The sequence below is a fragment of the Chlorobiota bacterium genome (assembly GCA_016710285.1).
Taxonomy (GTDB): domain Bacteria; phylum Bacteroidota; class Ignavibacteria; order OLB7; family OLB7; genus OLB7.
In genome coordinates, this window is the sequence record JADJXR010000001.1 from 2,760,378 (window position 1) to 2,785,057 (window position 24,680).

A 24,680-nucleotide genomic window follows, 5' to 3' on the forward strand; every position below is an offset into this window, starting at 1 on the left:
CATGCACCCAACAGCTATTCTTGCTCAACATCGTTCGGAAACCGGCAACAGCCAGCAACGCACCCCTGCGTTGCTGGCTGTTGCCGCTCCGATGCTGGCCATATCGCTTGCCGCCGCGCTGCTCTCAGCCTTTTTGGCGGCCTGTTCCTCAACCCCAACAAAAACATCGTCGGCACTGGCCCACGACACTTCGGCAACGGAGCAGGCGGCTGGGGGGATTTCGGCAATCCCCCTTTCGCACGGTGCGCCGCAGCCGTACGATCCGCCGGGGTCGGTCATCACCACCAGCCGCGCAATCGAGCCGGCCAGCCGGTGGGTGCGCGATTTTGACGAGGATGGAATTGGGTTCGCAACCAATTTTGCGGGAGCGCGGCTGGGCCGGATTTCCCGCACCAGCGACAGCGATTTTGTGGCGGTGGTGAAGCCGGAAAACGCACCGATCAACAACAGCCCGTGGTATGCCTTCAAGGTCTGGTCCCGCACGCGCCGCACCATCCGGCTCCACTTGGCCTACGACGGCGGGGACCACCGCTACACCCCCACCATCAGCCACGACGGAACCCATTGGCGGCGGCTGGAATCAAGCCGGGTGGAGCGGGAACGCGCCACCGGCAACGCCACCATCTGGTTGGATGTTGGCCGCGACACGTTGTGGGTGGCCGCGCGCCAGCTGTTCACCGCCGATCGGGTCCGAAGCTGGGAAGATTCGTTGGCCAGGCTGCCGTTCGTTCGGTTGGATGTGATTGGGACCTCAACCCAAGGCCGCCCGCTGCGGCGGCTGACGATAGGGGAAGGGAAAGAAGGGCAGATTCTGGTGATTGGGCGGCAGCACCCCCCCGAGGTGGCAGGGGCTTGGGCACTGGAAGGATTTGTGCGCCAGCTAACAACCCAAACGCCCCTTGCCGAATCGTTCCGCCAGCGGTTCAGGGTCCAAGTGGTTGCGCTGGTGAACCCCGACGGGGTGGAAGGTGGGCATTGGCGGCACAACGCCGGCGGGGTGGACCTGAATCGCGATTGGTTCAGCTTCAACCAGCCGGAAACGCGGGCGGTGCGCGATGCGTTCCTGCAATCGGTTGGCAGCCCAGCCGAGGTGCTGTTCGGGCTGGATTTCCATTCCACATGGAGTGACGTTTTCTACACGCTGGACAGCACCGTGGCGGTGCGCTTGCCACTGCTTACCGAGCGGTGGATTCAGCAAATTGAAGAATCCATCCCGGGCTTTACCCCTCGTGTCGAGCCTTCCAACCTAGAGTCGCCGATCTTCAAAAGTTGGTTCGTGCGCCAGTTCGGCGCCCCGGCGGTGACGTATGAAATGGGGGATGGAGTTGGGGAGCAGCGGGCCGAAACTATCGGGGCGATTGCTGCCGAGCAGTTGATGAAGCTGCTGCTGGAATCGTGAGCAATCGGCACGCTGCCGGCCTACGGAGCATCCGCTGGAGCATCCGTGATGGCGGCCCCGGCAGCGTCGGTGCGTTCCTCGCTGGCAAGGGTCCCGTCAAAATCGTTGTACTGCCGAATGATGGTGGCGATTCCGTCGCTTCGCCGCCCGTGCGGCTTCCCATCAATCCCAAACGCTTTCCACGCGACTTCCCGCCCCCAATCATCATACTCTAGATTGATGCTGGCAATCCCCGAAGTGTCGGCAGCAAGCTGGCCGTTGTTGCCCAGATACTGGATTGAGGTGATCTGCCCCAGCGAGTCGCGCAGGTATCGCACGGCATAGATGCCAGGCTGGTACGGGAACGGCCGTTTGTTGATCCCCTGCAACTGCTCCTGGACCACCTCGCCATTGCCATCAAGCGTAAGGGTTCGGAAGTAGGCTCCGTTCGGGGCGGGGACAAAAAAGCGTTGGGTGCTATCGGGGTAGTTGTTCGCCACCCAATGGAGTTTCCCACTTTGGAAACGCCATTCCTGAAGCAGCGTGTTTGGCGCGGTGTATCGGTAGCGGCAAGCGGTGACGATCGGGACTTTCCCCAGCAAGCGGTCCTCGCGGTCCAGCTGGGCGTAGCGGACGATTTCGCCGTTGGCGCGGTGGAGTGCTTCTTCGCCGTGGGCGTATGCCACTTGCATCGGCGCGTTGTTCGGGGCGTGGAAGGTGCGGCGTTGCAGGGTGGTCCCGGCTTCGGGATTGCTGATGTAGATGATGCGAAGATAGGTCCACAGCCCACGGGTGTGGGGGTTCCCAAAAAAGAACCGCATCACCATTGTTGGCCGCCCCAGCGAATCCCGTTGCACGCCGTAGGCCGAAGGGTCACGGGCGGGGTCGGTGGAAGGGTGGGCAAAGACAAGTTGCTCCAATCCATTCACCCGCACCGAGCGGTAGAACTCGGTGAACTGGCTGAAGTTCTGTGCGATTCCGATTGCCGGAACGGCAAGCAGCAGAAGAAGGAGCGAAGCAAGGAATCTGGTCATCGGTGTTTCAAAAAAAATGAATCGGCGGCTGGGGCCGATTTCGCGTTACGGTGCAAGCTACATTCTGGGCCGCCTGACGTGCAAGGAAGATCACGGTTTGCTAAACGATTCGTCGCGCCGTTGGGGGGCGGGAATTGCTTCCCCAAATTTCCATTTCGCAAAGAGGCTGGCGGCGGGGGAGCTTTGCGGAATTAGCATCTTCCACATTCCAGCCGGTTGTGTACCTTTGCCGCAAGGTCAGTGTTGGGTTCATCATTGTTCCGGCAACGGTCTGGTCCTTCTGTTGGCATCATCGGAGTGTTGATCCCCCTTCTCTTGACGAACCTGTTCTCATGCGTCCCGAACATCTGCCGAACATCATCACCGCATCGCGGATTGTGCTTACGCCACTATTCATCTATTTGATGATGAGCGGCGACAGCGCGATGGTGCAAGCCTCGGCAGCAGTGTTTTTGGTTGCGGCCATCAGCGATTGGTACGACGGCTGGTACGCCCGCAAATACAATGCCATGACCAGCTTCGGACGCTTCTTCGATCCCCTTGCCGACAAGGTGCTGATTGGCGCGGCCTTCTTTGCCTTTGCATTTCTGGACATCCTTTCCCTGTGGATGGTTCTGGTGATTGTTGGCCGCGACGTGTTGGTGACGGTGCTTCGGGTGGTTGCCGACCGCCGGAACCAGCCGGTTGTCACCAGCAACCTTGCCAAATGGAAAACGGCGTTGCAGCTGGTGTTCCTGTGGTACGTGGTGCTGGTTTTCACGCTGCAGAACGTGGCGTGGTTGCGGGAATACATCTCCGCAGCAACCATCAAGGGGTTGCTGTCGCCGTGGGTTGTCACAAGCTCGATGCTGTTGCTGACCCTTCTTTCCATTATCACCGCGGTGCAATATCTGATTGCTAACCGCCACGTTCTTCGATTTATCAATGGCAAGTTCATCCGCACTTCTTCGTAAACACAACATCCCTTTTTGGAAGCAGTTGGTGGCCAGCGGGTTGTTCACGGGGCTTTCGCCGGTGGCCTCGGGGACCGTGGCAAGCGCGGTGGCGGTGGGGTTCTATTTTGTCCCGGGCCTTGCCAATCCTTGGGCCATGCTGGCAATGGCTGGGGTGGCGTTCGGGGTGGGATTGTGGCTTGCCGGCCCCTGCGAAGAAGCCCTGGGCGACGACCCCAGCTTCGTCACGATTGATGAGTTCGCCGGGCAGTGGATCACGCTGGCCTCGCCGCTGGTGATTGGCCAGCCCCATTGGCAATGGGCGGTGATCTGCTTCTTCACCTTCCGCGCTTTCGACATCGCCAAGATTTGGCCCGCCAGCTACTTCGACCGCCGCCGCGGCCCCCTGGGCATCATGGCCGACGACGTGGTTGCCGGAATCTACGCCAACCTTGCCAGCCACATCATCTGGTACGGCCTTTCGTTCGCCGGCCTTGTGACGAAATTTTTGGGCGAACAGTAGCCCCCCGTTCTTTCCCCCTTTCGCCCCATTCTTCCAGCAACGACAAACTGCGGGGAGTCACCGCGCAGCAGTTCCTTTCACACAACAGCCTTTGGGCATTCCTGCCATGATCCCTTCCCGAATTCTTGCAACCCTTCTCTGCTTCTGCTTCCTTTCCGGCGTGGCGTTTGCGCAGTCGGGGGATAGCCTCATCATCCAGACACTGACGTGGAAGGATATCACCAAACGAAAAGGGACGTGGCAGTTCCCGCCGAAGGATCGGTGGGAGAAAATCTTGATGCTGCAAAACCTGAAATGCGACCCCGCAACAACGCAGGATAAATATCCCTACGGCGAGTGGGATTACATCACCAACGCCATGCTGTACGACAGCACCGGGGTGATTGACTCGCTGAAAAAAACGCACTCCAGTTTTATGATTGGGGCCGCCGCGCCCGATTCCTTTGCCTACACCACGGGGGCAACGTACACCATCCAGCAACGTTGGCAGCAGTACCGCACCATCACCGCCACGACCCAGGAAACGGAGACGGCGATTGGAACCGAAACACACCAGCTATCGCTTCCGCTGAACAGCGACACCGAAATCGGGAAAGGGGTCTATCTCTGGACCGCTGATGAGCTGAAGGCGGCCGGGCTGACCGCCGGCCCAATCACCGGATTGACCCTTGCAGCAGTAACGCCAGGGGCCACGCTCCGGAACCTCACCGTCCGGATGAAAGGGACCACGCTTGCCGCGCTTGCGGCGGACCGCTACGATAACAGCGGCTTCGCAACGGTCTATCAGCGGAACACGACGATCACCGCTGGAAGCAAAATTCGGATTGATTTCACAACGCCGTTTGCGTGGAACGGGACGGCAAACCTGATGGTGGAACTTAGCTGCGACGGCGGCACCGGCGTGCATCTGGTGGGAAGCACCACGCCCCTTCCCACCAGCCTTACCGCAACCGATACCACCGGGTATATAGAGTTCGGCAGCGGCGATTACGTGAACGTCCCCGATGCCGCCGCGCCGTTCGGCCAGCTTGATAGTGCCGTCACCGTCAGCTTTTGGGCGCTGGGGGACCGTTCGCTTCCAAGCAACACCTACGCTTTTGAAGGGCGCGATGCCGAAGGGAACCGCGTGCTGAACGTTCACCTTCCGTGGAGCGATGGGAACATCTACTGGGATGCCGGAAACAACGGCGGCGCGTTCGACCGAATCAACAAAGCCGCCACTGCCGATGCCCAAAAAGGGGGATGGAACCACTGGGCCTTCACCAAGAATGTCAGGACCGGGGCGATGCGAATTTTTCTGAACGGAAAGCTGTGGCACAGTGGATCGGGGAAGGCAATGGCAATGAGCGGAATCACCACGTTTGTTGTTGGGCGGGGAACCTCACCCAACTCCGACAGCTACCGTGGCGGGCTTGCCGAATTCTCCGTGTGGAACAAGGAGCTTGACACAGCCGCAATCCTGAACCTGATGAACCGGAGCATCACCCCGGATAATCCTAACTACCAAAACCTGATCCTGTACTATCCGCTGAACGATGCCACCGGAACCACAGCCAGCGATGGATCCGCAAGCAGCCACAACGGGGTGATGATGGGGCTTCCGATTTACCGGCGGATGACGGGGGATGGAATCTTCCGGCGCTTCACCGCAAGCGGCATTCGCCCAAACGTTGGCTTCCTTCGCGGCCAGTACGATTCGCAGCTGGATTCAGCAATCGTGGCCGACACCCTGCTGAACAGCCCCACCACGGTGGTGATGTTCGAGCATCCAACGGACCCAACAATCCCCACCGACACGCTTGCCGTGTGGCCCGCCGGATACAGCTACACCTACGCCCCCGATGGGTCCAAAGCCGATTCCACCGCTGTTCCGGCGCGGGTGACGCTTCGGGCAAACGTGCGGGAGTACTACCAGAAATTTGAGGTGGTGGATGTGGTGGAGCTTGGGCGGTTCATCACCCCGTACGGGATTGGGTTGGACCTTGGCCCGAACGGCTTCACGTGGATCTACGATGTCACCGATTACGCCCCGTACCTCCATGACCAAGTAACCATCAGCGCGGGGAACCAGCAGGAGCTGATTGATCTGAAATTCCTGTTCATCCGTGGCACTCCGCCGCGCGATGTCGTTCGGGTGAACCACGTCTGGCCAAGCTCCGGCAGCTACAGCTACCGCAGCCTTGCCGAGAACACGGCAATCACCGAGCAAGCGGTGAAGATTGATCCGGCGGCAAAGGGCTTCCGCATCAAGACCCGCATCACCGGGCATGGCCACGAAGGGACCTACGACCCGAACCTGAACCTGATCCACTGCTGCGAGTGGGCAAACAAGAAGCACTACCTCCATATCAACGGCGTGGAGCGGTTCGCGTGGGACATCTGGCAGAACGACAACTGCGCCATGAACCCGGTGATGGCCCAGGGGGGGAACTGGGCCCCGCCACGCGCCGGCTGGTGCCCGGGGGCAACGGTGGATGATTATGAGTTCGAGCTAACCCCGTACGTCAGCGGCGACAGCGTCCGGCTGGATTACAGCATTGACCCCGTCCCCGCCAACAACACCGGGCAGGGGACCGGGAACTATGTGATGACCATGGATATGATCCAATACGGCGCGCCAAATTTCCAACGCGATGCCACGGTGGATGCGATTATCAAGCCAACAAGTTGGGAGTTCTACCGGAGGTTCAACCCGATGTGCAGCAACCCAATTGTTCGCATCAAGAACACCGGGGCAACGGAGATGACCAGCGCGGAAATTCGCTACGGGGTTGTTGGCGGGGCAAGCCGCACCTTCGGCTGGACCGGCAGGCTGAAGTTCTTGGAAACGGCCACCCTTGAGGTCCCCTTTGCCGCTGGCGACTGGTACAGCGGCGGCGTTGGCGACAAAGAATTTTTTGCCGAAGTGATTACCGTAAACGGTGCCGCCGATGAGTATCCACGCAACAACAAGGCAGCCACGACCTTCACCCCTGCGCCGGTGTACGCCGCAACGGAGTACATCTTCCGGATCAAGAACAACGCAATCCCGAACGATGTTGCCTACACGCTGAAAAACAGCGCGGGGGTGGAGATGATCGGGCGTTCCAACATGGATATCAATGCCACCTATCTGGACACCTTCCAGCTTCCGCCCGACTGCTACACGCTGGAGATCACCACGAATGAAGGCTTCGGGCTGGCATATCCGCTGATCTCGGCAGTGGGAAGCGGAAGCGCGTCGTTGCGAAAAATTGAGGGAGGGAAAGTATCGGTGGTTCGCAGCCTTCCCGCAGATTTTGGGAAGCGGATGATCTTCAGCTTTGCCGTCGGCTTGCCAACCGGCGTTCCGGAAACCCCAGCGGAAGAATCTTGGAGTGAGGTCTATCCCAACCCGTCGCCTGGGGAGTTCACGGTGGAGGCAATGGGGAACTTCGGTGGCCGCCCGGTCAGCGTCACGGTGGTGGATCCGGCAGGGCGCGTGGTCAGCACCGAGCGTGTGCAGCCGAACGGCGACCAGCTGCTCCACACGCTTGACTTACGCGGCCAGCCCGCCGGAACCTACCTTGTCACCGTCAGCAACCAGAAGATGGTGGTGGCCAAAAAAGTGGTGGTAAGCAAATAGCAACGTGAAGCCGCCCCGGCACAGTCGGGGCGGCTTTTCCAATCCTTCACATCCTCCCAGCAACCCTTGATGACCTGCTCGATTCTTTGCATTGGCGATGAACTTCTGATTGGCCAGGTGGTGAACACCAACGCCTCCTGGCTGGGGGATCAACTCACCTCGATTGGTGTGGCCGTTGTGGCAATCAACACAATTGGCGATGGGCGCGAAACGATCGCCCAGGAAATCCAGCGATTAGCCGCCACCAGCGATCTGCTGATGATCAGCGGCGGGCTTGGCCCCACCCACGACGACCTTACCCGCGAAGCAATCTGCGACCTGCTGGGCTGCGGCCTTCGGGTTGATGAAGATCAACTGCGAAGAATTGAGCAGCGATTTGCCGAGCGTGGCCTTCAGCTGAACGAGCGGAGCATCCGCCAAGCCTCCGTCCCCGAAGCCTGCCGCACGTTGGTCAACAATTACGGCAGCGCGCCGGGGCTGGCGTTCACCATTGGATCTTGCCGTGCCTACGCGCTTCCGGGCGTGCCGTCGGAGCTGAAGGGGATTTTTACGGAGGAGATCACCCCTGAAATCGCTTCCGAAGCCAGCGCCATTGCCCGCCAAACATTCCTGATTTTTGGTCCCGCCGAGTCGGCACTGGCCGATAGTTTGCAGGGGCTGAATGCCTTGTTGGGCAACGGCGTTTCGCTGGCGTATCTCCCTTCGTTTGGTGGGATTCGCCTGCGTGCCATGCGCAACGGCAGCGGCGCAGATACGCGCCAGCGTTTCCAGCAATTGGTGGAAGGGATTGCAACGCTGGCCGCCAAATGGATCGTCAGCGACCGTGACGAAACGATGGCCGAAGCGGTGGGAAGATTGCTTGCCGAGCGGGGGCTAACGCTTTCGGTTGCCGAATCGTGCACCGGAGGAACCGTTGGGATGATGCTGACCGAAACCCCGGGGAGCAGTGGTTATTTTTTAGGGGGGATTATCAGCTACGCCAACAGCCTGAAGCGGGAGATGCTGGGCGTTGCCGAAAGCGATCTGCGGGAGCATGGGGCAGTCAGCCAGCAGGTGGCCGTAGCGATGGCGCGTGGCGTGCGGGACCGCACCGGAAGCGACCTTGCCGTTGCCGTCACCGGAATTGCCGGCCCAGATGGCGGCAGCGCGGAAAAACCAGTTGGGACGGTTTGGATTGCCGCCGTCAGCAGCGGCCAAACGATGGTGGAACGCTTCCAGCTTGGCCGCGAACGAAACGTCGTCCGCACCCGCGCCGCGAACATCGCGCTGAATTTGGTGAGGAGGTTGGTGGTGGAAGTGGGGTGAATGGTCGGGTATGTTTTTGCCGGATGCAGCATCAGTTTCCAGATGCCAACCTTCCTGTTGTTACGCCGCCATAGTGGCAACGTCCTGTTCGGGTTACGGACACAGCAACGGCCACGTTCGCTGGTTTGGGCACACAACAACCAATCCTTTCCGAAGATGAAGCTGCTACGCAAACAACTCCTACCTGTACTGATCCTTGCAACATTTGCGGTGAACAGTAATCTGGCATTCTCTCAATGGAAGAGCATTGAAAACGAAGAATATCCGGTTGATTTTTTATGTACCCTCTATCAATCCTCACGTACCAACGACACCAATGCTTTGTTTCCAAACTATGAATACCTACTACGTAGCTCCAGCGGCCTTCTGCATCATATCGGCCAGTTCGCATTTCTGGAATGCGATTCAAATTTGTTGATCTTTTCAAATGTAAGGGACCACTTTGCAAGCAAAGTGGAGAGCGCATTCCCAGATGATATTGCGATATCCAATGGGGTTATTTACCATGATACTTGGTTCATCTGTACGAATCATGGCATTATGAGTTCTGAAGATAAAGGCCATAACTGGAAGTCTGTAAACTGTGGAATACCCATAAGAAGCCACAGATCTATTCGGGAAGAAGTTCATCCTGATGGCTCAGTAACGTTATGGCATCCATTGGTTGATCATATGATATCACTATATGAAATAGGTGTTTTCCATGATAAATTAATTATATACACACGTGAAGGGCTGTTCTACTTACATAAAAATTGTTGGAAGGAATTCGATGCAAATATTTCATCAGATTATTTTTCAATTAGAGTAATATCTAATAAAATGCTGGTCTTTGTTAGAGATATGCTACATGGGGAGTTTAAGTATTCTGAACAGGAAGAGCAAAGTGAGAAATATGAGTTGATAGTATTTTATGAAGGAAAAAAGATCAAATGTAATTTGCCTAAAAAACCAGTAGAAGGCATTTCATACTTTCCTTATGATGACAAATTATTCTGCTCTTACATAGATGGCAGCCTATTCGCTCTTATCAATAAAGGAGCAGCCTGGGAGGAATGCGGGCAAGGTTTGCCCGTAAGCCGCTTGAGAAACGATAATGGTTATGGCAGCTATTTTGTTTGTGCCAATAGATTGTTCCGTTCTTACGCCAATGGTGGATTGTTCGTGTTTATCAATAAAGAAAAAACATGGAAAGATTGCAGGCAAGGCTTGCCTACAGATCGCCCGCTAAAGGTGAAATCGCTATTCCTCTATAACAACGACATTATTCTGACCACAGCAGATAAAAGAATTTACCGCCGTGATTACCGCGAAATCCCATAACCCTGCACCCGCGCCGCGAACATCGCGCTGAATTTGGTGAGGAGGTTGGTGGTGGAAGTGGGGTGAATATACTCTGTCCAGAACGGCCAAAAGCCATCCCTGAGCATTGCAGATTAGGAAGCGAAAGAATCTGGCTTTGTCAATAATTAGCCATAGCCTTCACAATCTTCGCTGTCGTCACAATCTGCCCGGTGTGGCGTTGGGTGTGTTCGGCGGCGTGCACCAAAATTCCGAAGACGTTGCTGGGGAGCTTTGCCCGGCCAACACCGCGAGCCTCCAAAAACATTTCGCGAGGGGTTGCCCGGTAGTGGTCCATGGCGTTTGCAATGGCTGCGCGAAGCTCCGATAGCAATTCGGAAAGCTCCATCCCTGGCTCCCCTTGCAGCGCGATTGCTGCGCGTTGCTCATCGCTAAGCTGCCCGCCGCGTGCGTAGATCATCAAGGAGTTCATGCTCCCCGCAATGTGCCGCAGATGGAAACCGATCGAGGCAGCCCCGCCCGGGCGGCTCCACACTTGTTCCAGCGTTAGCCCCTCCACCGCTCTCTCAATTTCTTCCTCGGCTTGAAGAAGGATGTGCGCAGCAGGCATCAGGTAAGGGTCAATATTGGGGACGGGGCCGCGTAGCCAGGCTTCAGGTTGCATGATCGGTCAGGTTGGGTTTGGCGCACGGCAAAGATTGCAAGAGCCGTCCGGCTCCGAATTCGCAATCCCCCACGTGGCGGTTGGCTTGTGTGGCGGATGCGAAGGATGCTTGCAATCCTGCGCGCGAGCAATGGTAGATGTTGTTTGCCCAAAAATAGGCTTCTGCGCCAACATAGTGCCACCGCACGGCGGCCGCTGCGGCAAATGCCTATCTGTCAGATGCCGTATTCGTGGCTGCCGAAACTTTTCCGGCGTTGGCCGTGTTTTCTCACCCGTCCAAATTCCCCTTGCACGGGTGAGGTGCGGGCGGCTATATTGACCCCCGAATCAACAGACGAGAAACTCAACAGAGGACGCATTTATCGAGCAATTTCGAGACCCTGTACGCCGTTTTAACAGCTCAGGAGCAGATGCAAAGCACCAACTGATACGAAGAACCATCGTGTTTTTTATGGCACGATAGCGTTTGCATTGCTGGAATTGAACGTAAATTGCGCACTAACTCAATGAGAATCTCCAATATGTGGACATCTGCCTTGCGCCGGTTGCTGCCGGCATTTTCGCTGCTATGGCTTGCGCCGATCGTGGTATCGGCCCAGACAACCGGCGGCGGTTCTGCGGTTCCTTTCCTGCTGATTTCGCCAAACGCACGGAACAGTGCTATCGGTGAATCGGGGACGGGGACGGCAAACGACATCAACGCAACATTCTGGAACATCGGCGGGCTGGCCTACCAGAAGAATACGCAGCTGGGGCTGACGTACTCCAAATGGCTGCCGCAGTTCAATGCCGATCTCCATTACAGCTATCTGGCCGGCTCCACCTTCGTCAACGATCTTGATGGGGTGCTGAGCGGCCAGATCACATTTCTGGACCTTGGCGAGTTCCAACAAACGTTCGAGAACGGCCAGGCCGGGCAGAAATTCCGCTCGCTAGAGTTCGCTATCGGTGTTGGATATGCCACCAAACTTTCCGATGATGTCGGAGCCGGTATCCAAGCCAGGTTCATCCAGTCGAATCTTTCCTCGGTTCCCGTTGCCAACGAGCAGGGAAGCGGGATTGGCCGAAGCGTCGGGTTCGACATCGGCGCAATCTGGAAGCCGCAGACCGATTGGGGAATGCCCAAAGACTTTCTGAGCCTGGGCGCGACCATCACGAACATCGGTCCAAAAATCCACTACATTGACATCGCCCAAGCCGACCCGCTTCCAACCATGTTCCGCTTCGGAACCGGGCTCCATCTTGTGCAAGATGAGTTCAACGACCTCACCTTCTCCTTGGATATTGCCAAGCTGCTGGTGAACCGCCCAAGCGACCGCGAAGTTGATCCTGTGCCAAAGTCCTTGGTGACCGCATGGAGCAACGGAAAAGGGGTGGAGCTTGCAACCGGGTTGGAATATTGGTACGAGCAACTGGTGGCCTTGCGCGCCGGATACTTCACCGAATCGGCCAACGGCGGCAACCGCGAGTTCCTCACCTTTGGTGCTGGGCTTCGGTACGACATCTACGGCTTCGACTTCAGCTACATCAACACGATTGAGGACACCCACCCGCTGGCAAACACCCTGCGATTTACGCTGGTGGTGGATTTCGATAAAGTCGTGAAGTAACGGCCAAGCAAAGCAGACGAAAAACACACTGTCCCGAACGAGACGACCCGCTGAGCAACTGCCAAGCGGGTCGTTTTTTTTGTTGGATACTCTTCTCTCCGCCCCCCCCCCGTTCTACGGCCTTCCGCCCCCCATTGCTCGGGCGCGTCGTTCGGCTTCAAGGGCGCGGGAGTCGGTGGGGAAGGTGAGCATAAATTTTTCGTAGGCGTGCATCCCTTCCTCGCTGTTGCCGGCGGCCACCGATTCCTCGGCAAACCGGAAGAGCGGGTCGGGCATTGCCGGGTGCATTGCCACCGCCGTTCGGAAGGCTTCGGCAGCGGCGGCGTGGTTCCCGGCTTTTGCGTGGGTGTTCCCCAGCCGCATCCAGTTGCCAGCATCTTCCGGGATCAGGTCCACCAGCGATTCCAAATCTTCTGCTGCTTGGCCGTACTGCCGCAGCTTGCTCAGCAAATTTGCCCGCTGCAACCGGGCTTGCGCAAACCGTGGGTTCAGCGCGATTGCCGTGTCCAGATGGGCAAGGGCTTGGCTGGTGGAGTCTATCATCCCCCATGCTTCGGCAATCAGCGTGTGGGCCCGCACAAACTGCGGCTCCGCAATTAACGCCCGCTGCAACCAGAAAATGGCGGTGTCCGGCTCGGAGTTGTCCAGCATCACATCGGCGTAGGTGTACCAGGCGATTGGATTGCCAGCGTTGGCCGCCATCATTGCCGTGGCAACGGTGTGCTCCTGCTCCGGCAGCTTGCGCGACTTGTACACGGCGATGATCTTCTGATACTCTGGAACCAAGGTCGGATCGGTGGCGATTGCCCCCCAGGCAGCAGCAATCGCCGAGTCCTGTGCCGGGGCCGTTGGTGCTTTCCGTGCCGTGGGGGGAATCGAGTCGGGCCGGGCAGCTGCGGGGAATGCCATCCCCCCTTGCTGCTCCGCTTGCGCCGGCATAGATAGAGCCGCCATTGCTCCCCAAACGAGCAGGGCCGCCCACCGCCAAGCCGTTACGCCAGCAATCCGCACGGTTCGTTTCTGTTTGATGAGTCGCTTCGTATTCGCCATTCGGACGTGGGATGTATCTTCAAGTTCTGCAAAGAAATTACCGATAGAAGAAACTACAATGCCACAGGGCCGCTCCGCAAGGAATTCTCTGCTGAAAAATGTCAGTATTGTTCTGATCGCTTGCCTCATCATTGTGGTGGGCTGGTTTGCATACTCCATCTGGAGTAGTTCTTCCGACTCCAACCAGGTGATCGTGAAAATCCCGGCGGGGGCCTCGTTTGCTGAGGTGCTGGACACGCTTACGGAGGCCGGGTTGGTCAGCAACTCCATCGCCTTCCGCCTGCTGGCGGTCACCACCGGAAGCGACGGGAAGATTCGGCCCGGAACCTACAAGTTCACCCGCGGAATCTCCAACGCCGCACTGCTGAACGCGTTGGTGGAAGGGCGGTCCTCGGTGCGGATGAAAGTCACCTTCCCGGAAGGGAGCACCATCCGGCGAATGGCCGCGATCCTCACGCGTGAAATCGGGGTGGACTCCGCAGCGTTTGTGCGGCTGGCGAACGACCGGAAGTTCCTAGAAACAATCGGCATCAACGCCTCCACCGCCGAAGGCTACCTGATGCCCGACACCTACTTCCTGTATTGGGGCGAGCAGCCGGAAACGGTGCTGGCGCGGATGTCGGAAACCTTCCGCGCATTCTACACCGACAACCTGAAGAAACTTGCCGCCGCGCAAGGGCTTACCCCCTACGAAGCGATTATCCTTGCCTCCATTGTGGAAGGGGAAGCACGCACCGAAGGCGACCGCCCGATTATCGCCGGGCTGTACCTGAACCGTTTGCGGCGCGGAATGAAATTGGAGGCCGATCCCACCATCCAGTACGTCCTTCCCGATGGCCCCCGGCGATTGTTGTACAAAGATTTGGAAATGGACAACCCCTACAACAGTTACCGCTACAAGGGGCTTCCTCCAACGCCAATCAACAACCCCGGGCGGGCCTCCATCACCGCCACGCTGAAGCCCGCAAGCCATGGCTACCTGTACATGGTTGCCAAAGCCGACGGCAGCGGCCAGCACACCTTCAGCCGCACCGGCGCCGAGCACGAGCAAGCCGTGAAACTCTACCGCAAGCGGGTGGGGACGGAGTGAGGGAGAAGGGGGGAGGGGAAGATGAGTGTTGATCCAATGGTATTCTGTGGCATGGCTCACACGCCCGGAATCCGCGTGCCTTCACTTGCTGTCTGTGGCTACCCACGTCATGCTTATCGTGCAACAGGAACTATTTTCCTTCTACGGCAAGCACCTGCATTGTTCACATCAACCCTTCAACATCTATGGCTAAACTTGAAGATATCCGGCCAACAATCACCCTGGGGGGAATCCTCCCTGATTGCCTTGTCACAGTCAGCAGTGTGCAGTGGTTCGGAACGGAGGCACTGGAGCTACTCTATAAGGATCCTTCCGGGAAACTTGGCAACGAACTGCTGTACCGCCACGATGAAGCTCGCATACAAGTTATCGAACATGGTAGGCCTTGGAGCTTTGATGCCGATGGACATCTGTTCAGGGTGGTCTCCGAAGCTCATCGCATTCGGTTGGCGCACCTGTTCGACCCGTTGCTGGCCGTGCATACATCGGATATCCGACCGCTGCCGCACCAGATTACAGCGGTCTATCAGGAGATGCTTCCGCGCCAGCCGCTCCGGTTTCTACTGGCCGACGACCCCGGCGCTGGCAAAACAATTATGGCCGGATTGCTTATCAAGGAGCTTATCGCCCGCAGCGACCTGCAACGCTGCTTGATTGTTTGCCCGGGCAACCTTGCCGAACAATGGCAGGATGAGCTGTACCGGAAGTTCAATCTCCCCTTCGAAATCCTTACCAACGATAAACTAGAAACCGCACGCACCGGAAATTGGTTTGTGGAAAACAACCTGGTGATTGCGCGCCTGGATAAGCTAAGCCGCAGCGAAGACGTGCAAGCCAAACTTGCTGCCCCCGACGGCGGGTGGGACCTTGTCGTCTGTGATGAAGCCCACAAAATGTCCGCTACATTCTTTGGGGGGGAAGTCAAGTACACCAAACGCTATAAACTGGGCCAGCTCCTCTCGCAGATCACCCGCCATTTCCTGCTGATGACCGCCACCCCCCATAACGGCAAGGAAGAAGATTTCCAACTCTTCATGGCCCTGATTGATGCCGATCGCTTCGAGGGGAGGTTCCGCGATGAAGCCCACACCGCCGATGTCTCCGATCTTATGCGCCGCATGGTCAAGGAGCACCTCCTTACCTTCGATGCCACCCCGCTCTTCCCCGAACGCCTGGCCTACACCATTCCCTACAAGCTCTCCCCAATGGAGGAGCAGCTTTACACAGAAGTCACCCACTACGTCAACGAAGAATTTAACCGTGCCGAGGCCACGCAGAACGAGCGGCGCGCCGGAACCGTTGGCTTTGCGCTGACCATCCTGCAACGCCGCCTTGCCTCCTCGCCGGAAGCTATCTACTTATCGCTGCGGCGGCGCAGGGAACGCCTGGAAGCCCAGCTGCGCCAGCACACAGAAGCCCAGCGCACCGCCGCCAATCGTGCCAGCTTGCACCAGAACGACCTGCTGCTTGACCCAAAGGAGATTGATCCAGAAGAAATTGAAAACCTGGAAGATGCCCCAGATGGTGAGGTGGAAGCCGTGGAAGAAACCATCCTGAACCAAGCCACTGCCGCCCGCACCATTGCCGAACTTCAAGCCGAAATTGCCACCCTTGCCCGGCTTGAGTCGCTGGCACGGCGGGTGCAACACAGCGGCGAGGATAAAAAATGGCAGGAACTTCGCGGGCTTCTCCAAACCATATTCTCCCCACCCGCCATTGCCCAACGTATTGGCGAAGGGTCGCCCCTGTATTCTGCCGGACCGGAGCGGGCGCCGAAGCCCTCCCCCTTGCAAAAGCTGGTGATCTTTACCGAGCATCGCGACACACTGAACTACCTTCACAACAAGATCGCTACCGTCCTGGGTCGGCCGAAATCCGTTGTCTGTATCCATGGGGCCATGGGCCGCCAGGCCCGCCTGCAAGTGCAGGAAGTGTTCAAACACGACCCAGAGGTCCAGGTCCTGCTGGCCACCGATGCTGCTGGCGAAGGAATCAACCTGCAGCGGGCACACCTGATGGTGAACTACGACCTCCCCTGGAATCCCAATCGTATCGAGCAACGCTTCGGGCGCATTCACAGAATTGGGCAAACCGAGGTCTGCCACCTTTGGAACCTTGTGGCCGCCCAAACCCGCGAAGGAGAGGTGTACCGCACCCTTCTGACAAAACTTGAGGAAGCCCGCCAAACGCTTGGCGGGCAGGTCTTCGATATCCTGGGCAAACTTGAGTTCGACGGCCATTCCCTGCGCGACCTTCTGCTGGAGGCCATCCGCTACGGCGAACTTCCCGAAACCAAAGCAAGGCTTCAGCGGGTCGTCTCCAGCACCTTCAACCGCGAAAAACTGGAACGCCTGCTGCAGGAACGCGCCCTGGTCCATAACCTGCTCGGGGCCGATCGCATCCACACGATCCGCGAGGATATGGAGCGCGCCGAAGCACGCCGATTGCAACCCCACTACATCCAATCCTTCTTCCTGGAAGCCTTCGAACGATTGCACGGAACCATCCGCCAGCGCGAACCCCAACGGTTTGAAATCACCCATGTTCCCGTGGCCGTCCGCCAGCACGGGCAGCTGAACAACATCGGCGGCCAGCCCGTGCTGCAACGCTACGAACGCATCACCTTCCAGAAGGAATTGATTGAACCCCACGATGCCCCCCCCGCCGCCTTCATCTCCCCAGGCCACCCATTGCTGAATGCCACCCTGGACCTGATCTACCACAACCACCGCGATCTGCTTCGCAACGGCACGGTCCTGGTGGACACAAGCGATCCCACCACCCAACCCCGCATGCTCTTCTATCTGGAGCACTCCCTGCAAGATGCCAGCCTAACACGCAACGGCCAGCGCCGCATCATCTCCACGCGTATGCTCTATGTGGAGATGGACCCTGCCGGCAACGCTTCCCATATCCAATACGCCCCCTACCTTGATTACCGCCCACTGCAATCAACCGAGCCAACCCCGGCCCAGATACTGCAACGCCCAGAGTGCGCATGGATTACCCACGACCTGGAACACCAAGTCCAAAACTATGCCGTCGCCACCGTGGTCCAGGCCCACTACCAAGAAATCTATGCCCAGAAAATCAGGCTGATTGCCAAAACCAAAGCCGCCGTGCAGGAACGCCTGACAAAGGAAATCGCCCACTGGGACCGCCGCGCCCAGGACCTGAAAGCCCAAGAACAATCGGGAATCCTCAACACACGCCTGAACTCCAACGAAGCACGCAAACGCGCCGACACCTTGCAGGCACGCCGCCAAAAACGAATGGAAGAACTGGAGCTTGAAGCCAAAATCTCCCCACTCCCCCCGGTGGTGATTGGCGGCCTGCTGGTGGTCCCCATTGGCTTGCTTGCCGCAATGGACCCCGCCGCAACCCCAACAATCCCAACCTTCCCGCGCGATACCCAAGCCGCCGCCGCACGCGCACGCAATGCCGTCATGGAGGTGGAACGCGCGCTGGGATACGACCCCGTGGACCGGGAAACCGAAAAACTTGGCTACGACATCGAAAGCCGCGTCCCAGGGACCGGCCAGCTTCGGTTTATCGAGGTGAAAGGGCGCGCCGCCGGCGCCGAAACCATCACCGTTACCAAAAACGAAATCCTCTACTTCCTGAACAAACCGGACGACGTTATCCTGGCCATTGTGGAGTTCCTTGATGAATCTTCCCACAAGGTTCACTACATTCGCCGCCCATTCTTGCGGGAACCTGACTTCGGTGTGGTGGCCGTCAACTACAGCTTTGCGGAGCTTCTGGCCCGCGCCACACCCCCCGAATAACCCGCACGCATGGCGTAAGCAACAACAGCTAATCCCGGGCCAACGCCCCGGGGCGGCCATTGCTCTTTCTCTCTCTCTCTCTCCTTCCCATGGCTCCAATGTCTCGCAGAAAAAAACTGATTGAAGTTGCGCTTCCCCTGGAAGCCATCAACGCCGCTGCCGTCCGCGAAAAATCTATCCGGCATGGCCACCCAAGCACCCTTCACCTGTGGTGGGCACGCCGCCCGCTGGCCGCCGCACGCGCCGTGATCTTTGCCCAATTGGTGGACGACCCCTCGGCCAATCCGGACCTGTTCCCCACCGAACACGAACAACAGCAGGAACGGGACCGCCTGTTCGGCATTATCCAGGACCTGGTCCAATGGGAGAACACCACCAACCCACAGGTTCTGGCCGCCGCACGCGCCGAAATCTGGCAAAGCTGGCGGCGCACCTGCGCCCACAACGCCCAACACCCACGCGCCGCCGAGCTGTTCAACCCAGCCAACCTTCCACCATTCCACGACCCCTTTGCCGGCGGCGGCGCGCTTCCCCTGGAGGCCCAACGCCTGGGCCTGGAATCCCACGCCAGCGACCTTAACCCCGTGGCGGTCCTGATCAACAAGGCCATGATCGAAATCCCCACAACCTTTGCCGGAATGCCACCGGCCAACCCCGAAGCCCGCAAGGACCACCACCACCTGTTTGCGCAACAGTGGAACGCCGCCCAGGGCCTTGCCCACGACGTCCGCCACTACGGCCAATGGATGCGCGAACAAGCCGAACAACGCATTGGCCACCTGTACCCCACCATCCACGTTACCCACGCCATGGTTGCCGACCGCCCCGACCTGCAACCCTACCTGGGCCGCCAGCTTACCCCCATTGCCTGGCTGTGGGCACGCACCGTAAAAAGCCCAAACCCCGCCTTCAGCCACATCCACGTCCCCCTGGTCTCCAGCTTCTTCCTCTCCACCAAACCAGGAAAAGAAGCCTACGTTCAGCCCGTTGTTGATGGCGATTCCTACCACTTCCGCGTCCATGCCGGAAAACCGGATAACCCAGAGATCACTAAAAATGGAACCAAATCAGCAGGCAGCGGAAGCAATTTCTTATGCCTGATGTCGGGAACGCCCATACCGTTTGAATTCATTAGGGCCGAGGCAAAAAATGGAAACATGGGCGCACGCCTGATGGCCGTTGTGGCCGAAGGCGATCGGGGCCGGGTCTATCTTGCGCCAACTCAGGAAATGGAAGAACGTATCCGGCACGCACACCCAAAGGATGTGCCAGATACGCCCCTTCCAGCAAAAGCACTCGGCTTCCGCGTCCAGGAGTACGGGATGACCCGATGGAGGGACCTGTTCACCCCGCGCCAGCTGGTTGCGCTTACCACCTTCTCCGACCTGGTGGCCGAAGCCCGCACCCAGATTGAACGCGATGCCGCCGCCGCCGGAATGCCCAACGACCCCCGCGGCCTGGACACCGGCGGAACCGGCGCAAAAGCCTACGCCGAGGCCGTCTCCATCTACCTCAGCTTCCTGGTAAGCCAACTGGCAAACCACGGATCCTCCATGTGTGGGTGGCACTCTGCCAACACACAGATGCGCAACGTGTTTGCTCGGCAAGCAATCCCGATGGTCTGGGACTACGCCGAAAGCAATCCTTTCTGCGACTCCTCCGGCAGCTTTAATAATCTGTTTGAGCGGCAAGTGCAAGGCTTTGAAGCACTTGGGGAAGGGATGCCGGGAAAGGGGCACCAAGCGGATGCGGCCCGCCAGGCGATTTCGAGCGGGAAGATCATCTCGACCGACCCGCCTTACTACGACAACATTGGCTACGCGGACCTTTCGGATTTTTTCTACGTTTGGCTGCGGCGTTCGCTGCGGGGGGTGTTCCCTGGGCTGCTGGCCACGCTAACGGTTCCGAAAACGGAGGAGCTGGTGGCCACGCCCTATCGGCACGGAACCAAGAAGAAGGCGGAGGAATTTTTCCTTGATGGGATGACCGAGGTGATGGAGCAACTTGCCAAGCAAGCGCACCCGGCGTTTCCGGTCACGATCTACTACGCCTTCAAACAGTCGGAGAACCAGGGCACCGGGGGGGTGGCAAGCACCGGATGGGAGACGTTTCTTGATGCGGTGATTCGTTCGGGATTTACGATCAGCGGAACGTGGCCAGTCCGGACCGAGATGAAGAACCGGCAAGTGGCGATGGGCACCAACGCGTTAGCCTCCAGCATTGTGTTGGTGTGCCGGAAGCGTCCGGCGGAAGCGGGCGCGGCAACGCGGCGGGAATTTTTGGAGGTCTTGAAAAGGGAGCTTCCGTTGGCGTTGCGGCATTTTCAGGGGAGCAACATTGCGCCGGTGGATTTGGCGCAGGGGGCAATTGGCCCTGGGATGGCAATCTACACCCGCTACAGCAAGGTGTTGGACGCCGACGGCAAGGCGCTAACGGTGCGGGAGGCGTTGGCCATGATTAACCAAACGTTGGACGAAGCGCTTGCCGAGCAGGAAGGGGCGTTCGATGCCGACAGCCGTTGGGCGTTGGCGTGGTTCGAGCAGCAAGGGTTTGGCGAAGGGGAGTACGGGATTGCCGAGACGCTTTCCACGGCAAAGAACACCAGCATTCGGGGGATGGTGGAGGCGGGGATTGTGGCCTCGAAAGGGGGGAAGGTCCGGCTGTTGCGGCCAACGGAGTTCCCAAGCAACTGGGACCCGGCCACGGACCAACGGCTTCCGGCGTGGGAGGTGGTGCACCGGTTGGTTGGCGTGTTGGAGTCGGGGGGGGAGCCGGCGGCGGCCGAACTTGTGGCGGCCCTGGGCGCGCGTGCCGAAGCCGCGCGCGAGCTTGCCTACCGGCTGTACACCATCTGCGAGCGGAAGAAGCGCGCGGCCGAGGGGGGGTGGTACAACGGGTTGGTGCAAAGCTGGCCGGAGGTTGCCCGCCTTGCGCGCCAGGCGCCGCCGCAGGCCGCGGGCGTGCAGGAATCGTTCCTGTGAGCGGGTTTGGCAAGCAGGTAAAAAAAAAAATCAACAACACATACTTGAAATAGGAAAGAGAGAATGGCAATCACCAATTACGAACGGGTTGGAAGGGCGATGGAACTGCTTCGGCTGGGGCTTGCGCCGTTTGTGGAGCGCGAGATGCGGAGCAAGTATGAGGAGAAAATGGAGCTTGAGGCATCGTACATTTTGCGGGAAGGGACCGAATTTGCCAGCAAGCCAATTGCCAGCTACGACACGGCCCTGCTGCTGAAGCTGATGATGCATGGTTGGAAGGATGTGTTTGCCCGCACGCTTGGCCAGGCCGAGCGGAACCTGGTAAGCGAGCTGCGCGAGGCGCGGAACACGTGGGCGCACCAAGGCCGTTTCAACGGCGACGACACCTACCGGGTGTTGGATTCCTCGGTGCGGCTGCTCACCTCCGTCTCGGCAGCGGAAGCCGACGAAGTGGAGAAGATGCGGATGGAGTTACTGCGGTTGCAGTTCGACGAGAAAGTGCGGCAGGAGAAGCGGAAAACCACCGGAAGCACGATTGAGCCGCAGGTGGCCGGCGGGCTGCCATCCTGGCGCCAGGTGGTGACGCCGCACGCGGACGTTGCCAGCGGGCGTTACCAGCAGGCGGAGTTCGCTGCGGATTTGTGGCAGGTATATCTTGGCGAAGGGAGCGACGAGTACCGCGACCCCTCGGAATTTTTCCGCCGGACGTATCTGACCGAAAGCCTGAAGCAGTTGTTGGCGGGTGCGGCGCAGCGGGTGGCTGGCACCGGTGGGGACCCGGTGGTGCAGCTGCAAACAAATTTTGGCGGGGGGAAAACCCACTCGATGTTGGCGTTATTCCACCTGTTTTCCGGGGTTTCGCCAACCCTGCTTCCGGGGGTTGATGCGGTGCTTGCTGGGGCCGGGGTGGGGGACCTTCCCACGGTTCGGCGGGTGGTGTTGGTGGGGAACAAAATCTCCCCGGGGAATCCATCGGTGAAAAGCGATGGGACGGTGGTTCGGACCTTGTGGGGGGAGTTAGCATGGCAGCTTGGCGGCGCGAACGCCTACGCCCGGATTGCCGCCGACGACGAACGGGCAACCAACCCGGGGGACCTGCTGCGGGAGTTGTTTGTGGAGTATGGCCCCTGCTTGGTGTTGATTGATGAATGGGTGGCATATGCGCGGCAGCTGCACGACCAAAGCGATTTGCCCGGGGGAAGTTTCGAGACGCAGTTCACCTTTGCGCAGCTGCTGACCGAATCGGCCAAGCTGGCGGGGAACAGCCTGCTGGTGGTTAGCCTTCCGGCCTCGGCCACCGCTGCCGCCGCCGTCGGGGCGCCGCACGCCGCTGCCGACGACGTTGAGGTTGGCGGGGTGCGTGGGCGCGAAGCGTTGGACCGGTTGCGGAACGTGATTGGGCGTGTGGAATCGCCCTGGCGCCCGGCAAGTGCCGAGGAAGGGTTTGAGATTGTTCGGCGGCGATTGTTCGAGCCGCTTGCGGACCCCGAGAAGTTCAAGCAGCGGGACCTGACGGCGCGAGCGTTCTTTGATGTATATCGAACGCAGAAAACGGAGTTCCCGCCGGAGTGCCACGAAAGCGAGTACGAGCAGCGGCTGAAATCGGCGTATCCCATCCACCCGGAAATTTTCGACCGGTTGTACAACGACTGGTCCACGTTGGTGAAATTCCAGCGACCCGTGGGGTGCTGCGGTTGATGGCTGCGGTAATCTACAGCCTGTGGGAAAAAGGGGACCGCAGCCCGCTGATCCTTCCTTCCACCCTTCCGATTGACGACCCGCGCGTACAGTCCGAGCTAACCCGCTACCTCTCCGACAACTGGGTGCCGGTGATCGAGAAAGATGTTGACGGCCCGAACTCCTTGCCGCTTCGCATTGATGGCGAGGTGGCGAACCTGGGGAAACTTCAGGCGGTCCGCCGCGTGGCGCGCACCATCTATCTTGGCTCGGCCCCCACGGCTGCGGCGGCGCATCGGGGGATCGAGGACCGCCAAGTAAAACTTGGATGTGTGATGCCGGGCGAGGCCCCTGCGGTGTTTGGCGATGCGTTGCGGCGGCTGGCATCGGCCGCCACCTATCTCTATCAGGATGGGCCGCGGGTGTGGTACTCCACCCAACCGACCGTTACCAAGCTGGCCGAGGACCGTGCCGAGCAGCTGCGGCGCGACCCCGACCCGGTGGCGCACGAACTGAACAAGCGATTGGCCGCGGACCTGCGGCGGGACGGCGGTTTTAGGGGAATCCACTCCATGCCCCGCACCAGTGCCGACGTGCCCGACAGCTGTGAGGCACGGCTGGTTGTGCTAAGCAGCGAGCACCCATACAGCAAAGATCCGAACAACGCCGCCGAGGCAATGGCGAAGGTGATTCTGGAATCGCGCGGCAACACCCCGCGCTTGTTCCGGAACACGCTGTTGTTCCTTGCTGCCGATACATCCCGGATGCAGGACCTTGACGAAGCGGTGCGGAAATACCTTGCTTGGCGGTCCATCCTTACCGAAAGGGAGCAGCTGAACCTGGATCCGCATCAGGCACGGCAGGCCCAAATACAGCTGGAGGCTGCCGAAAGCGCGCTGACGGCGCGGATACCGGAAGCCTACCAATGGTTGCTGGTGCCCAGCCAAGAGAATCCGCAAGCCGCGGTGCGTTGGCAAGCGATTCGGCTGGCGAACACCGGGCAGGATAGCCTTGCCGAACGGGCAAGCAAAAGGCTGCAGGCGGACCAGGCGATGGTTGCGAGCTTTGCCCCCACCATGCTTCGCATGGAGCTTGACCGCATCCCGCTGTGGCGTGGCAACCATGTTGCAATCGAGCAGCTGGCCGAAGACTTCGCCAGCTATCTGTACTTGCAACGGTTAAAAAGCCCCGAGGTATTGTTCAAGGCCATTCGCGACGGGCTGGGGTTGCTGGTATGGGTCCATGACTCCTTTGCCTACGCCGACAGCTACGATGAAGCCGCTGGCCGGTACCGCGGGCTGCGTTGCGGCGAGCCGGTGGAGGTCTCGGACGCTCATTCATCGGGGGTGATCGTCAGGCCCCAAGTGGCCGATGAGCAACGCAAGGCCGAAATGCCTGCGCCCGTTGGCTCCGAACCAAAGGACCCTGGTGATAACGGCCTACTCCAACCATCAACCGAAGCCCTGGCCAACACGCCAACCGAGCCAGCCAAGCCAAACCGATATCATGGAAGCGTCCGGCTGGACAACAGCCGGGTTGGGCGGGATGCCGGGCACATTGCCGAGGAAGTAATCGCGCATTTAGTTGCGCTGGATGGTTCGGATGTGCAGGTGACGTTGGAGATTGCAGCCACGGTTCCCGGCGGAGTGCCGGCGAATATCGTGCGGATCGTGACGGAAAACGGGCGCCAGCTGAATTTTAAAACTCACGGATTTGAGGGGGGCGGAGGGATGAACCGATAG

At 59.1% G+C, this 24,680-nt stretch carries 13 protein-coding genes and 1 pseudogene; 11 read left to right on the forward strand and 3 right to left on the reverse strand.

The features are described from left to right. Window position 1 precedes the first annotated feature (1 nt). A complete protein-coding gene (locus IPM61_10030) occupies window positions 2-1,399 on the forward strand; it encodes a peptidase M14 (protein ID MBK8911653.1) in 1,398 nt (465 codons plus the stop codon). Between the two features lie 20 nt (window positions 1,400-1,419). On the opposite strand, the gene IPM61_10035 is transcribed toward IPM61_10030, so the two are convergent. After that, window positions 1,420-2,412, reverse strand: coding sequence for a hypothetical protein (locus IPM61_10035; GenBank protein MBK8911654.1), 993 nt, complete (start codon window positions 2,410-2,412; stop codon window positions 1,420-1,422). A 332-nt stretch (window positions 2,413-2,744) separates the two neighbouring features. Between IPM61_10035 and pgsA the strand changes: the two genes are divergently transcribed. The 5 genes from pgsA (at window position 2,745) to IPM61_10060 (ending at window position 10,099) form a co-directional block, all read left to right on the forward strand. Further along, the gene (gene pgsA, locus IPM61_10040) at window positions 2,745-3,365 is read left to right on the forward strand and encodes a CDP-diacylglycerol--glycerol-3-phosphate 3-phosphatidyltransferase (protein ID MBK8911655.1); all 621 of its coding nucleotides are present in this window, start codon (window positions 2,745-2,747) and stop codon (window positions 3,363-3,365) included. Continuing rightward, window positions 3,337-3,867 (forward strand): phosphatidylglycerophosphatase A, encoded by a 531-nt coding sequence (locus IPM61_10045; GenBank protein ID MBK8911656.1) that lies wholly within the window; start codon window positions 3,337-3,339, stop codon window positions 3,865-3,867. Before pgsA ends, IPM61_10045 begins: the two co-directional genes overlap by 29 nt. A gap of 106 nt (window positions 3,868-3,973) precedes the next feature. Beyond that, window positions 3,974-7,471: a T9SS type A sorting domain-containing protein gene (locus tag IPM61_10050; GenBank protein MBK8911657.1), complete on the forward strand. Its 3,498-nt coding sequence runs from the start codon at window positions 3,974-3,976 to the stop codon at window positions 7,469-7,471. Window positions 7,472-7,540: 69 nt separating this feature from the next. Beyond that, window positions 7,541-8,776: a competence/damage-inducible protein A gene (locus IPM61_10055; GenBank protein ID MBK8911658.1), complete on the forward strand. Its 1,236-nt coding sequence runs from the start codon at window positions 7,541-7,543 to the stop codon at window positions 8,774-8,776. Window positions 8,777-8,818: 42 nt separating this feature from the next. Then, on the forward strand, window positions 8,819-10,099 hold the full coding sequence (locus IPM61_10060) for a hypothetical protein (protein MBK8911659.1): 1,281 nt from the start codon (window positions 8,819-8,821) through the stop codon (window positions 10,097-10,099). Window positions 10,100-10,238: 139 nt separating this feature from the next. Here the strand turns inward: IPM61_10060 and IPM61_10065 are convergent, their stop codons facing one another. Further along, window positions 10,239-10,742: a DinB family protein gene (locus IPM61_10065; GenBank protein MBK8911660.1), complete on the reverse strand. Its 504-nt coding sequence runs from the start codon at window positions 10,740-10,742 to the stop codon at window positions 10,239-10,241. 506 nt (window positions 10,743-11,248) lie between these two features. On the opposite strand from IPM61_10065, the gene porV reads away from it, so the two are divergent. Further along, a complete protein-coding gene (gene porV / locus IPM61_10070; GenBank protein MBK8911661.1) occupies window positions 11,249-12,352 on the forward strand; it encodes a type IX secretion system outer membrane channel protein PorV in 1,104 nt (367 codons plus the stop codon). 114 nt (window positions 12,353-12,466) lie between these two features. Here the strand turns inward: porV and IPM61_10075 are convergent, their stop codons facing one another. Beyond that, on the reverse strand, window positions 12,467-13,402 hold the full coding sequence (locus IPM61_10075) for a tetratricopeptide repeat protein (protein MBK8911662.1): 936 nt from the start codon (window positions 13,400-13,402) through the stop codon (window positions 12,467-12,469). A gap of 136 nt (window positions 13,403-13,538) precedes the next feature. Here IPM61_10075 and mltG point away from each other — a divergent pair, with 136 nt between their 5' ends. The 4 genes and pseudogenes from mltG to IPM61_10095 all read left to right on the forward strand — a co-directional run bounded on the left by mltG (window position 13,539) and on the right by IPM61_10095 (window position 24,680). Further along, window positions 13,539-14,492: an endolytic transglycosylase MltG gene (gene mltG, locus IPM61_10080; protein MBK8911663.1), complete on the forward strand. Its 954-nt coding sequence runs from the start codon at window positions 13,539-13,541 to the stop codon at window positions 14,490-14,492. 185 nt (window positions 14,493-14,677) lie between these two features. Then, window positions 14,678-18,280 (forward strand): DUF3883 domain-containing protein, encoded by a 3,603-nt coding sequence (locus tag IPM61_10085; GenBank protein ID MBK8911664.1) that lies wholly within the window; start codon window positions 14,678-14,680, stop codon window positions 18,278-18,280. A gap of 98 nt (window positions 18,281-18,378) precedes the next feature. Next, window positions 18,379-21,261, forward strand: a complete 2,883-nt coding sequence (locus IPM61_10090; protein ID MBK8911665.1) for a DUF1156 domain-containing protein — start codon at window positions 18,379-18,381, stop codon at window positions 21,259-21,261. A gap of 63 nt (window positions 21,262-21,324) precedes the next feature. Next, a pseudogene (locus IPM61_10095) lies at window positions 21,325-24,680 on the forward strand (DUF499 domain-containing protein).